The following is a 12,272-nucleotide window of genomic DNA, read 5'->3' as shown; positions in this document are numbered from 1 at the left end:
GGGTGGCTCCAGCGCGGCGTTCCGATCGGAGGGCCTGCGGGCGGCGGTCCGCAGGCGCATCTCCAGGCGCATCTCCGCGCGCTTGACAAGACAGACCTGTCTGTCTAGAACAGCGTTGTGCGGGACGTCAGACGCCACATCCTCGAGGTCGCGGAGCGCCTCTTCTATGCCGAGGGGTATCGTGCCGTCGGCGTCGATCGCTTGATCGCCGAGGCGGACGTCGCCAAGGCCACCTTTTACCGCCACTTCCCGACGAAGGACGACCTGCTCGTGGCGGTGCTGGACGCGCGCGACGCGCGCTTTCGCGAGTGGCTTGCCGTGCGAGTCGAGGCGCTCGCGGGCGATCCGCGGGACCGGCCGCTCGCGGTCTTCGACGCGCTCGCCGAGCTGTTCGCCGCGGACGACTTTCGCGGCTGCGCGTTCCTCAACACGATGGTCGAGGTCGCGAGCCGGAGCCACCCGGCGCACGAGGCCGCGCAGCGCCACAAGCAGCGGCTCATCGACTATTTCGAGCGGCTCTTGCGCGAAGCCGGCGTGCCTTTGGCCAGCGCGCTGGCGCCGCAGATCCTGCTGCTGATCGACGGCGCGATCGTGACCGCCGTCCGCGAGGGGGGACCGGGCGCCGCCGCGCGCGCGCGGTCCCTCGCCGAGAACCTCATCGCAACAGCGCGGCCAGGAAGGCGACGACGATGAACCGGATCACGGGTGTCCCGGACAGGTGGAATGGACGTGCCGAGCAGCTCCCGCAGCCCGCCGGGGCCGAGCCCGGCAGAGGCGCGCCCTCGATGGGTCGCCCGCGCAGGCCACGGGCGCCCGTGGGCTCGGTGATCGCCGCGCTGCTCGCGCTCTCCCTGACGGCCTGTGCCTCGCCCGACCGCGGCGGAGCCAGCGCGCCGCCGGCCGGCGCGGCCACCGCGACAGCGCCGCCGGCCGGCGAGGCCGCCGCGACCGAGGCCTCGAGCGGGCGCCTCCAGTGGCGCGGCGGCCCGACGGCGATCCTCGAGCGCGACGGCCTCCGGCTGCTCACCGATCCCGTCCTCGGCCCGCGCGGCCCAGCGGCGTTCGTGCTCCCCAAGCACCCATCGACAGGCGTCGAGAACGCGCCGGTCGCCCGTTATACCGATCCTCCTGCGGAGCCGATCGGGCACCTCGACGTCATCCTCCTCAGCCACAACCATGCTGACCATTTCGACGCCGTCGCGAGGGAGACGCTCCCGAAGGACGTCACCTTCATCCTACCTCCCGACGCGGTCGGCGCGGCGCGCGCCGCCGGATTCACGAAGCTGACGCCACTCGATTGGGACAACGAGGCCGTGCTCCCGACCCGCGCCGGCCGCCTGAGGATCCTCGCCGTCCCGGCGAACCACGCCCACGATGCGGCGCTCGACGCGACGCTCGGCAAGGGCAACGGCTATGTGCTCCGCTGGGAGGGCGCGGCGCCCTATTCGGTCTACTGGACCGGTGATTCGGTCTTCACCGAGCCGATGCGCGCGGTGGCGGCCCGCTTCGCGCCCATCGATCTCTGGCTCCCGCACCTCGGCGCGGTCGGCGTCGACGGCGCGCGCGGCCTCCGCACGATGGACGCGGAGGAGGCGGTCGCCGCCGCCGCGCTGCTCCGCGCCCGCCACGTGATCCCCATCCACCACACAACGTTCGCCCATTACCGCGAGCCCGTGACGGCGTTCACCCAGCGCGCCGCCTCGAAGAACCTGCCCGCGCAGGTCCACGTCCCGATGGACGGCGCGTGGATGCCCCTGCCGCGCTGAGCCTGCCACGGCGCCCCCGCCGCGGCGTTCAGACCAGCCACTTCAGGAGGAAGAGGCCCACGGTGGCGGCGAAGCCGATGATCCAGACAGCGGTCCGGGCAGAGGCCTTGTCGCCGATGTACATGACCAGATAGAGAGCGCGCGCGGCGACGTGGGTGACGGCGAGGATGGCGCTCCAGCGAGCGTCGGCGCCCGCGAGGTGGGCCGTGAAGACGGCGGCGGCGAAGGGCGCAAACCCCTCGAAGGCGTTCTGGTGGGCGGCGAGGGCGCGGCGCCCGATGCCGGTGAGCTTGGCCTGCTGGTCGCGCGGGTTGCGGTTGTCCAGGCCCTCGGGCTGCTGTGCCTGCGCCCTGGCGACGAACAGGCGGGCCACGTAGATCAAGAGAAATGAGATGAAGACGCACGTCAACGGAATGGTCATCGGATCCCTCTCGAGCGCACAGGCTCCTCGGAGCGCGGAGCGACTCTAACGAGCTCCCGCCGCCGGCGCGAGCGCCAAGCGCCGTGGCCGCTCCCACGGCGCCTGCGCCGGAGCGGGCAGGGCCGTCCCGCGGGGCGGCGCGCTCGAGCGACGGGCGCGCGCCGGTGGCAGGCCGGGAGCGGCCGGTCCGCGGTACGGCCCTGGGGAGCTTCGCGTGAAAGGGGTTGCCGGGGATGGGAGATTCGAGGAAGGTTCGTTCAGGTGCACCTTGAGCGAAGATCCTGTCGTGTCGCGCCCGCCGCTGCCGCCCTTCACCGCAGAGACCGCCGCCCGGAAAGCGCGGCTGGCGGAGGACGCCTGGAACAGTCGGGATCCCGCGCGCGTGGCTCAGGCCTACACGGTCGATAGCCGCTGGCGGAACCGGGCCGAGTTCTTCGAGGGGCGGGCGGCGATCGAGGCGTTTCTGCACCGCAAATGGCAGCGGGAGCTGGACTACCGCCTGATCAAGGAGGTCTGGGCGTTCACCGGGGACCGGATCGCGGTGCGCTTCGCCTATGAATGGCACGACGACAGCGGCAACTGGTACCGGTCCCATGGCAACGAGCAGTGGGAGTTCGATGCGCAGGGGCTGATGCGGAGGCGCGAGGCGAGCATCAATGACGTGCGGATCGCGGCGGAGGAGCGGAAGTTCCACTGGCCGCTCGGGCGGCGACCCGACGAGCATCCGGGGCTGAGCGAGCTCAGCTTGTAGTTGTGGCGGCTGTCACCGCGCCGGCCCGAGACTGCTTCTGCGGTGGGTCTCGCCACTTGAATGCTCCGGTGATGGGCTGTTGACACGGTCGCCGTGCCCCCGATAGATTCCCCGGCGTCGAGGGCGTTCGGTAGACCGGGAGGCCTTCGCGATCCTGGTCGACGGCGTGTCCTTGGGTGGGTGAACGACGCAGGATGCCGAGCGAGCTCATGTCCAGCTCTCCAGACAAACCCGAGATCGCCACGGCCTACGATCGCTGGGCCGCGACGTACGATGACGATTTCAACCGGACCCGCGAGCTGGCGGCGGAGGTCCTCCGGCAACGCGGCCTGGCGCTGGCTGGCCGGGACGTGCTCGAGATCGGCTGCGGCACCGGGCGGAACACGCAGTGGCTCGACGAGCAGGCGAGGAGCGTCCTCGCGCTGGATTTCTCCGAGGGGATGTTGCGTCGCGCGAGGGACCGCGTGTCTTCTCCTCGCGTCCGGTTCGTGCAGCACGACATCCGCGATTCCTGGCCCCTCGCGGAGGGCTCGTCGGACGTCGTGATTGCCATGCTCGTGCTGGAGCACATCGAGGACATCGACGCGGTCTTCGCCCAGGCTGCCCGCGTCTTGCGCGCGGGAGGAGAGCTCTTCCTGTGCGAGCTGCACCCCGTGCGACAGATGCGCGGGGGCCAGGCCAATTTCGTCAACCCGGAGACGGGCCAGCCCGAGCGCGTGACCGCGTTCCTGCATGACGTGTCACAGTACGTGAACGGCGGCCTGGGGGCCGGGTTCGAGCTCGTTCACCTGGGCGAGTGGCGCGACGCGGAGGCCGCCAGGAGCGACCCGCCGCGGCTCCTGTCCGTGCAGCTCAGGCGCACGGCGCGCCTTCCGCCTGGGGCTTGAGCAACGTCCTGCCGACCTCGCCGCGCGCGGCGGCGCTTCGCCGTTCGGGTGACGTGGGTCGGGCCATCGGTCTAGGATGGTCTCCATGAAGCTCTCGTCACGCCGGCGCCGCCGCGTGCTCGCGTCCTCATTCGTCGTCACGGTGGCCGGCGGCGCAGCGGCTTGTGGCACGTCTCAGCCGCAGCCCGATCCGCCGGACCTGATCGCCAACCCGCCGCGCCTGGAGCTCATGCAGACGTCTTCGTCTGGCGTGGGGGATGCGGCCACGTCCAGCGGCGCCGGGACGACGGAGACGCAGGACGCGGCGGCACCGGAGGCGTCGCAGAACGCCGGGGCGACGGCGGCGCAGGGCGAGGAGGAGCCGCTTCCGCAGCCCGCGCAGGGAGGGAAGGTGATCCGGGGCCCGGACGGCACGTGCAGGCAGTTTTTCCCGAACACCTGCCCGCCGCCTCAGCCCTCTCGCGACGGAGGCCCTCCCGTGGTCGTCATGTGCAACCCACCGCCGCCCCAGCGGGTCGCGTGCCCGCCGGAAGGCAGCCCGCCCTGACCGCGGGGCTGCCCTCCGGAGCGGACGATACGACTCCCGCTGATCCCGCCGTCCTCGATCGCGCTCTTGCGCTCTACGGCTTCGATCCGGCGACCTGCAGGCACATCGGCGGCTTCGAGAGCCAGGTGTTCGAGGCGCGGCGGCGCGACGGTACCTTCGTCCTGAAGCTCGGGGATCCCGGGCGCAGGTCCGTGGACGCGGTCGAGGCGGAGTGCGAATGGCTGGAGTACCTGACAGCGAATGGCGTCCGCGCCGCCCCGGCGCTCCGGGCCGCCGACGGCCGCTACGCGGCGTTGCTCGGCGGGCCCGGCCAGGCCGTCTGCGTGCGTGCGTACGCGAAGGCGCCAGGCGCTCCGCTCTCTGCCGGCGATCTGACGCCGGACGTGGCGACCGCCTGGGGGCGGCTCCTCGGGCGGCTGCACGCCGCGACCAAGGTGTATGTTCCTCCGTCGGCGAGGCGGCGTCATGCGTGGCATGAGGACGGCGACTTCACCAGCGCGCGCGAGCTCTTGCCGGAGGACGAGCGCGACCCGATCGGCGGTCGGCTGGAGCGGCTCATCGCGGAGCTCCGGGCCTTGCCGACGGACCGCGACGCCTTCGGCCTGGTGCACACCGACGCCCACTTCGGGAACGTGCTCAAGGACGGCGGCGCGCTGACGTTGATCGATTTCGACGACTGCGCCTACGAGTGGTTCGCGAGCGATCTCGGGATCGTCCTCTTCTATGTCGCGATCGACCCGCTCGGCCCCGGGCGGCCGCCCGAGCTCCTCCGGAGGTTCCGCGACAGGTTCCTGGACGGCTACGCCCGGGAGAACGCGCTCTCCGCGCGGTGGCTGTCGGAGATGGACCGGTTCATGAAACTGCGCGAGCTCGTGCTCTACACGGCGATCCGCCGGGTCAGCCGGCGCGAGGCGCCGGACGCCTGGTGTCGCGCTTATCTGGAGCGCCACAGGCCGCGCATCCTCGGCGATCAGCCGGCGTGGCCGGAGCCCGACTGAGAGCGGGTCGCTCAGCCGCCCTGTCGAGCTAACCCACCGCCCGAGGCGGCCGCGGCGCGAGCATCGGGTGCAGATCGGCGAGCCCGAGCCGCGCGCGCCCCGCGAACTCGTAAGCGTCGTCGGTCGCGGCGATGTGCTGCGTCGCCGCGTGGATGTCCCGGAAGCACCGCTGCAGCGGGCTCGCCGCGTAGAGCGCGCCCCCGCCGCCGGCCCGGTAGGCGAAGCCCGTGACCTCCGCGGCGACGTCGGTCACAACCGTCTGGACGAGCCGGATCGCCGCCCAGTCCTCGATCGAGAGCGCCTCTCCAGCGCGCGCCTGGTCCCACATCCGCCCGAGCACGTCGAACGCATAGGCCCGCGCCGCCGCGAGCTTCGCCTCCGCGCGCCCGAGGTCCATGTGGAAGGCCGCGTGGCTGCCCAGCGCGAGCTGCGGCCACGCCTTCACGCGGCGCGGGGCGACCGCGGCGATCTCGTCGAGCGCGCGCCGCCCGACGCCGAGCGCGAAGCCGACGTGACCGGCCGCGAGCAGGGCAAGCAACGGCAGCGAGTAGAGCGCGCCGCCGCGCCGCTGAGGCGCCGCGGGGAAGGGGCACGCCCGCGCCTCGGGCACGAGCGCGCCCTCGATCCGGTAGTGGTCGCTCCCCGTGCCGCGCAGGCCGGCCACGTCCCACGTGTCCTCGATCACCACCTGCTCGCGCGGGACAGCGAGGCTGATCATCTCGGGCGGCCCCGCCGGAGGGGCCGCGCCCTCCGGGGCCACGATGGCGCAGGTGAACACCCACGACGCGTGCCGCACGCCGCTGCCGAAGGCCCAGCGGCCCTCGAGCACGTACCCCCCGGAGACGCGCCGCGCGAGGCCGGTCGGAATCTGGAGCCCCGCGAACGTCGGGAACGGCCCTGCGAACACCTGGCGGGCCCCCTCGTCCGGCAGGGTGCCCCCGGCGAGGGCGGCGAGCAGCGCGCTGATCATCAGCGACCACCCCGCCGACGCGTCCGCGCGCGCCATCGCCTCGAAGACCTCGACCTGCGTCAGCGGGTCGCTCTCGACGCCGCCGAGCGCGCGCGGCGCGGCCATCGCGAGCAGGCCGCTCGATTGCAGGGCGTCGACGACCGCGGGCGCGAGCGTGCGCAGCCGCTCGGACGCCTCGGCGTGGGCGGTGGCGACGCCGCGGACACGCTCCACGGCGGCAAGGAGGCGTTCGCGCTCGGGGGATCGACGGGGCTCGGACATACGGGGCTCCTTTCCTGGATCAGGTGCAGCGCGCCGGCCACCGGCCGCCCGCGCGCCCGATGATGACACTGACAACATGGGGAAAGTTTCCGATGCCTACATTTTCTTCGCGACGACAGGCAGCTCCCGAGCTCGCGGCCCTGCATCCGCGATCCCGGGCCACGCGGCTCGGTGGGACCGCGGCCTTCGTGGTATCGTGCGCCTGCGCTGTGGCTTCCCCCGCAAGGCGCCGCCGTCCGAGCGCGCGCACCTCACCCGCAACCGCGCCGCGCCCTTCACCCGCGCCCGCGCCGCGCCCCGTCGACCGGCCCTACCACCATGGCGACCTCCGGCGCGCCGTGCTGGAGGAGGCGCTCTCGCTGATCGAGGAGCAAGGGAACGCGAGCTTCACGCTGCGCGAGGTCGCGCGGCGCATCGGCGTCTCGCACGCCGCGCCTTACCGCCACTTCTCGGACAAGCGCGCCTTGATGACCGAGCTCGCCGTCCAGGCGAGCGCGGCGCTCGGCGCGCGGATCTCGGCCGCCCTCGAGGGCGCCGGGGGCGACCTCCGGGCGCGGTTCCTGGCCGCGGGTTTCGCCTACGTCGCCTTCGCGCTGGAGCACCCCGCGCCCTTCCACGTGATGTACTCCGGCGAGGTGGACGTGGACGACCCGCGGGTCGCGGCGGCCACCTCGCACAACCTGGGGGTGCTCCTCGGGTTCATCGAGGAGGCGCAGCGCGCCGGCGCGTTCCCGCCCGGCGATCCGTGGGCGCTCGCGGTCCCGATCTGGGCGATGCACCACGGCCTCGCCACCCTCGCGGCGTCGGGGGCCCTCTCCAAGGCCGGGCCGGCGGCGCTCCGGAACCTGGTCGACGACGCCCACGCGCGCCTGCTCGACGGGCTGCTCCTCGCCACGCCGGGGCCGTCGCGCGCCTGACGCCCGCGACGGATTTCCGTGCGCCTCCGCCCCGGCTACGCTCGCGCCCGTCATGCGTGCTACCGCCGCGCTCGCGCTGTCCGCCTTCCTCGTCGCCGTCTCGTCCTCGCCGGCCGCTGCCGCCGACCCGTCCCCCGAGCTCGCGTACCGGCCCGAGATCGATCTGCCCATCACCGTCGTCGGCGGCGCCGCATGGATCGCGTCCGAGCTCGCGAAGAAGGGCCTCGCCCCCGAATCGTGCCGCTGGTGCACGGCCAACGCCCTCGACACGTCGATCCGCGACGCGCTGGTCTGGAGACGCAACCCGAACACCGCTCATGATCTCAGCAACGTGACGGTCCTCGGCGTCGCGCCCGCCGCAGCGCTGGGCCTCACGGCGCTCGCCGCGTGGTACGACGGCCGCTCCGACAACATCGCCGCCGATCTCGTGATCGTCACCGAAGCGATGGTGGTGGCGATGAACATGAACCAGATCACCAAGTACATCGCCGGCCGCCAGCGGCCCTATGCCCATCACGACAACCCGGATGTGCTCCGCGCGGGCGAGGGCCCCTCGGGTCCGCTCCCGCACGACGACGATCTCTCGTTCTTCTCAGGCCACTCCACGGCCGTCTTCTCGCTCGCCGCCGCGAGCGGCACCGTGGCGTCGATGCGCGGCTATCGCGCGGCGCCGTGGGTATGGGCGAACGGAATGGCGATCGCCGCGCTCTCCGGCTACCTGCGCATCGCCGGCGATCGCCATTACTTCACCGATGTGCTCACGGGCGCCGTATTCGGCGCCGCCTCCGGCGTGCTGATCCCGGCTCTGTTTCATGCCCCGCGCGCGGGCGTTGCCGGGCCTGGTTCGCCGCGTTTTCGCCTCTCCCTCGCGCCGGCGGGCGGCGGCGCGGGCGTGGGCGTCGCCGGCGCCTTCTGAGCCGGATAGCGCGATTTCGGCCGTCGGCAAGCGGCAGCGCTGCTTTCGGACGGCCTAAGTAAGCAGTGTTGACAAACCGATAGTTCATTTTTACAATACGCCTGTCAGCTAGGAATGCTGGTGCTCGGGCCGTCGTTGCTGGAGCGCTAGCTCATTACGTCGAATACGCCGTGCCGCTCAGGCGGCCATGGCGACGGCGAGCTGCGGTCCCGCGATGGGCACGCGCGCTTTCGCGCGCGCGTCTCGGCGGGGTTCCGCCAGCTCGGCCCCATGAAGGAGTCGACGACATGCATGTCGTTCACCATTCGTCACACACCCGGTGGATCGCGGGAGGCCTCGCCGCCCCGCTCCTCGCCCTCCTCGCAGGTTGCAGCGATCAAGCGCTCGGGGCGCCCGTGCCGGCGCCCGGCGCCGATCTGCAGCCTCGGTCCGCGCCCGGCGTGGGCCGGGAGCTGCCCCAGGGGAGCGCCGGTCAGGGCGAGCCCACGCTTCGGCCCGCCGCGACGGCGGCCGCGCTGCTGGAGCGCGACGAGCTGCTCCGGGAGGCCGGGCGGCTCGCGGAGATCAGGGCGGTGCTCGCGCGATCGCCGGAGGCGCCGCTCGCCCTGCTCGACGAGCACCGGGCCGAGTTCCCGGAGGGGCGCCTCGCGGCGGACCGGGAGATCGTCGCGATCGACGCGCTGCTGCGCAGCGGGCGCGCTGGCCAGGCGCGCGCCCGCGCCGGGGAATTCCTCTCGCATTTCCCGGCGAGCCCCCACGCGGACCGGGTTCGCCGCCTGACCGGCGCCGCGCCATGAGACGATTCGACACCGCCGCACGGCGCCGCCGTGGCGCCGGACGGGCATCGATGGAGGCTCGCGGCCGCAAAGGCGGTTGAGCCTGGGCCCCGTGCCCGCGGGGGCCTCAGCCCGCGGGCGCCGGCTCGGCCGGCTCGGATTCCGGGGGCGCCATCCCGTCGACCACGACCGGATCGCTCTGCTCGACCAGGTGCGGCTTGCCCCACGTGTCGATGAAATGCCCCGACCGCTTCGCCTTGGTCTCCAGGTAGAAGCGGTTGTGATCGTTCGGCGGTATCACGTGCGGGATGCGCCCGGCCACGGAGACTCCGTATTGCGTCAGCTGCTGGACCTTGTTGGGGTTGTTCGTGATGAGCTCGATCGATCTCACGTTCAGGCTGCGCAGCATGTGCGCCGCGACGGCGTAGTCGCGCTCATCGTCCCTGAAGCCGAGCGCCAGGTTGGCCTCGACCGTGTCGAGCCCCTGGTCCTGCAGCGCGTAGGCCCGGATCTTGTTGATGAGCCCGATCCCTCGGCCCTCCTGGCGCAGATAGAGCAGGATGCCCCGATCCATGCTCTGGATCTTCTTCAACCCTTCGAGGAGCTGATCGCGGCAGTCGCAGCGCAGCGAGCCCATGACGTCGCCTGTCACGCACTCGGAGTGCAGCCGCGTCGGTACGTTCGAGGCGCCGATGACGTCGCCGTGCACCATCGCGATGTGCTCCTTGGCGTCTCGGTTGTTCCAGAACGCCACGACGCGGAAGTGGCCGGCGCGCGTCGGCAGCTCGGCGACGCCGACCACCCGCACGCAGACGTTCGCGTGGCCAACCCCATCGCAGTCGTGCTCTCGATCGCGGGCGACGAGCCCCAGGAGCGCATTCATCGAGTCGGTCATGTCCTGCCTCCGCGAGGAGCCGCCTCGCGAGCCGATCCGTCGTGGGTAAAGGCGCGCACGTCTTACCAGAACACGACGGCCAGGCAACGCTCTGCAGCCGCGCGGGGCGGCCCCCCGCCGGAGGAGGCCTGTCGACACGGCACCACGGCGCGTTCGTCCCGCCGATACCGGCCCTCGCCCGGCGCGGAGCCGTCGCCGTGGTCACGCGCCGGAGCGAAGCGGCGGGCTCAGCGGTTCAGGCGTCATTCGGGCTGCCCTCGGTGGGCCCCGCCGGCCGCGGCCACCTCGGGCAGCGACCCTGACCGCCCCGCGCGAAGCACGCGCAGGATCAAGCGAGGATCCAGGAGCGCCTCCGGCCCGTCGAGCATGTGCAACGCGCGCACGAAGCGCACATAGACCTCGCGATCGACCTGCGCGGCCCGGTGCAGCATCGCGGTGTACCAGCGCATGATCGGCTGGAGGAACGGCCGCCGGCCCCGGGTCTCGGGGTAGGCGAGATCTTCCCCCGTGGACATCCGCCACGGCAGGTCGACCGCCCTCGCCGCGGCCGCGTGGTAGCGGCGGGTGAGGCCCGCGATCGCGCCGCGCCCCGCGCGGCGGCGGTGCTCCTTGAGCGCGGCGTCGAGCGCCAGCGCCTGGAGGCAGGCCGACGTCATCCCCTGGCCGTAAACGGGGTTGAAGCTGGCGAGCGCGTCGCCCAGCACGGCGAGCCCCTCGGGCATCCGCGCCATCCGCTCGTAGTGCCGCCGGAGGTGCGCCGGGAACTTGGAGACGGCGACGTCCGTCACCGGCTCGGCCCCGAGCAGCGCCCGGTAGAGCGCGTCGTTGGGCAGGCCCCGGGCGAACTCCAGGAAGCCCTCGGGATCGGCGGGCGGGTGATCGCCGAACAGGCCCGCCAGCACCACGATCCAGCGCCCGCCCTCGATCGGCGCGATGCAGCCGAACCGCCGGCTGTCGGACGGCGAGCCGAGGACGTACAGCGACTTCCACGGGAGCTCTGCCGGATCCCGCGGCCGGTACTGCCGGCTGGCGTACCCCACCCGGACCTGGATGGTCGACTCGTCGGGCCGCCGGTAGCCGAGCGCCTCGAGCCACGCCGGCGCGCGCGAGCCGCGCCCGCTGGCGTCCACCACGAGCTCCGCCGGCAGCCGCTCGATCTGGCCGCCCTCGTCGCGTTGCCGGAGCACGACGCCCGTGATCCGGGAGCGATCGCGAGACGCCGAGAGCTCCACCACCTCGCGCTGATCCAGGCGCCGCACTCTCGGCAGCGCGAACGCGCGGCGGCGCACGTGCGCCTCGAGCAGCGGACGGGTCATGCACACGGTCCGCACCCCCGTCTCGAAGCGCGGCTTCCAGGCGCCGTGGTGGTGCCACGCCAGGCCGAGCCCGAAGTCGTACGCGATGGCTCCGTCCTGGAGCAAATCCCCGGTGAAACCGGGGAACAGGTCGTTCAGGATCCGCTCTCCCTGGGCGAGCAGCCCGTGGAGCTGGCGAGCCTGGGGCACCCCCTTGCGGGCCTCGCGGAGGTCATCCGGGATGGCGTCGCGCTCGACGACGGCCACCTCGCCGAAATGGTCGGCGAGCACGCGGGCTGCCACCAGGCCCGCGATGCTCCCACCGATCACCACCGCCCTGCGGCCGGCGAACGGGCGATTGGAGCGGATGTCCTCCTGGGTGCAAGGCTTCATGAAGCCGCCAGGATTGCAATCCTCGGGCCGCCCCCGAGGACCGCAAGGCCGGCGCAATGCTCGCTTCGTGATGAGGCGCTCAACCCGCGTTGAGCGCGCTGCGCACATCGCGCGCGACCCGCGCAACGTGCCAGCGCCCGACTGAGCAGCTGCGCAACTACGCAACTCCACGCGCTCCGTCGAGATGAAAGCGGCGATCACTCCTGCGCTCTTCGTCGCCATCGAAGATGGACCTCCGGCGCGACAGGCCAGGAGAGGCCGTATCGAGGCGCCGCCGCCCGCCGGCGGGTGGCCGCTCCGCGGTGGGTGTGAGAGAGAGCACCGCGCACGATCCGGTCCTCGCGTCTCGTGAGAGACGCTCGACGTGCGTTGCAATGCCGCGCGCCCGGGAACGCGCGACGTGACCCGTCGTCCCGCGATGGGCGCCGGGCTACTTCTTGCGGCAGCCGCAGTCGGACGTCGGCGCTTGCGGCGCCACA

13 protein-coding genes are annotated in these 12,272 nt (G+C 72.6%); 9 read left to right on the top strand and 4 right to left on the bottom strand.

Features of this window, described 5'->3' with window-relative positions:
- The first annotated feature begins 117 nt into the window (after window positions 1-117).
- Together WMF34_RS24990 and WMF34_RS24985 are read left to right on the top strand one after the other, a co-directional pair.
- The gene (locus WMF34_RS24990) at window positions 118-693 is read left to right on the top strand and encodes a TetR/AcrR family transcriptional regulator (protein ID WP_012237491.1); all 576 of its coding nucleotides are present in this window, start codon (window positions 118-120) and stop codon (window positions 691-693) included.
- The gene (locus tag WMF34_RS24985) at window positions 690-1,766 is read left to right on the top strand and encodes an MBL fold metallo-hydrolase (RefSeq protein ID WP_437989339.1); all 1,077 of its coding nucleotides are present in this window, start codon (window positions 690-692) and stop codon (window positions 1,764-1,766) included. The genes WMF34_RS24990 and WMF34_RS24985 overlap by 4 nt, the downstream gene beginning before the upstream one ends.
- A 28-nt stretch (window positions 1,767-1,794) precedes the next feature.
- Here WMF34_RS24985 and WMF34_RS24980 read toward each other — a convergent pair whose 3' ends face one another.
- Window positions 1,795-2,187 (bottom strand): MAPEG family protein, encoded by a 393-nt coding sequence (locus WMF34_RS24980; protein WP_437989338.1) that lies wholly within the window; start codon window positions 2,185-2,187, stop codon window positions 1,795-1,797.
- A 286-nt stretch (window positions 2,188-2,473) separates the two neighbouring features.
- Between WMF34_RS24980 and WMF34_RS24975 the strand changes: the two genes are divergently transcribed.
- From WMF34_RS24975 to WMF34_RS24960, 4 genes are all read left to right on the top strand, one after another.
- Window positions 2,474-2,938 carry a DUF1348 family protein gene (locus WMF34_RS24975; RefSeq protein ID WP_086018308.1) on the top strand — a complete coding sequence of 155 codons (465 nt, stop codon included), beginning with the start codon at window positions 2,474-2,476 and terminating at the stop codon, window positions 2,936-2,938.
- A 209-nt stretch (window positions 2,939-3,147) separates the two neighbouring features.
- Window positions 3,148-3,825: a class I SAM-dependent methyltransferase gene (locus tag WMF34_RS24970; RefSeq protein WP_437989337.1), complete on the top strand. Its 678-nt coding sequence runs from the start codon at window positions 3,148-3,150 to the stop codon at window positions 3,823-3,825.
- 85 nt (window positions 3,826-3,910) lie between these two features.
- A complete protein-coding gene (locus WMF34_RS24965; protein ID WP_044965710.1) occupies window positions 3,911-4,372 on the top strand; it encodes a hypothetical protein in 462 nt (153 codons plus the stop codon).
- The gene (locus WMF34_RS24960; RefSeq protein WP_437989336.1) at window positions 4,345-5,370 is read left to right on the top strand and encodes a phosphotransferase enzyme family protein; all 1,026 of its coding nucleotides are present in this window, start codon (window positions 4,345-4,347) and stop codon (window positions 5,368-5,370) included. Before WMF34_RS24965 ends, WMF34_RS24960 begins: the two co-directional genes overlap by 28 nt.
- A 28-nt stretch (window positions 5,371-5,398) precedes the next feature.
- Here WMF34_RS24960 and WMF34_RS24955 read toward each other — a convergent pair whose 3' ends face one another.
- Window positions 5,399-6,601: an acyl-CoA dehydrogenase family protein gene (locus WMF34_RS24955; protein ID WP_437989335.1), complete on the bottom strand. Its 1,203-nt coding sequence runs from the start codon at window positions 6,599-6,601 to the stop codon at window positions 5,399-5,401.
- Between the two features lie 338 nt (window positions 6,602-6,939).
- On the opposite strand from WMF34_RS24955, the gene WMF34_RS24950 reads away from it, so the two are divergent.
- The 3 genes from WMF34_RS24950 (at window position 6,940) to WMF34_RS24940 (ending at window position 9,231) form a co-directional block, all read left to right on the top strand.
- Entirely contained in the window at window positions 6,940-7,518 is a 579-nt protein-coding gene (locus tag WMF34_RS24950; protein ID WP_012237483.1) for a TetR/AcrR family transcriptional regulator, read from the top strand.
- A gap of 52 nt (window positions 7,519-7,570) precedes the next feature.
- Window positions 7,571-8,434: a phosphatase PAP2 family protein gene (locus WMF34_RS24945; RefSeq protein WP_437989334.1), complete on the top strand. Its 864-nt coding sequence runs from the start codon at window positions 7,571-7,573 to the stop codon at window positions 8,432-8,434.
- Between the two features lie 287 nt (window positions 8,435-8,721).
- Entirely contained in the window at window positions 8,722-9,231 is a 510-nt protein-coding gene (locus WMF34_RS24940) for a hypothetical protein (RefSeq protein ID WP_437989333.1), read from the top strand.
- Window positions 9,232-9,337: 106 nt separating this feature from the next.
- Here the strand turns inward: WMF34_RS24940 and ribA are convergent, their stop codons facing one another.
- Window positions 9,338-10,105, bottom strand: coding sequence for a GTP cyclohydrolase II (ribA, locus tag WMF34_RS24935; protein WP_044965707.1), 768 nt, complete (start codon window positions 10,103-10,105; stop codon window positions 9,338-9,340).
- 242 nt (window positions 10,106-10,347) lie between these two features.
- A complete protein-coding gene (locus WMF34_RS24930) occupies window positions 10,348-11,793 on the bottom strand; it encodes an NAD(P)/FAD-dependent oxidoreductase (protein ID WP_437989332.1) in 1,446 nt (481 codons plus the stop codon).
- Window positions 11,794-12,272: the final 479 nt, after the last annotated feature.

The organism is Sorangium sp. So ce145 (genome assembly GCF_051525985.1).
GTDB lineage: Bacteria > Myxococcota_A > Polyangia > Polyangiales > Polyangiaceae > Sorangium > Sorangium cellulosum_B.
This window is presented reverse-complemented; position numbering and strand designations above follow the sequence as displayed.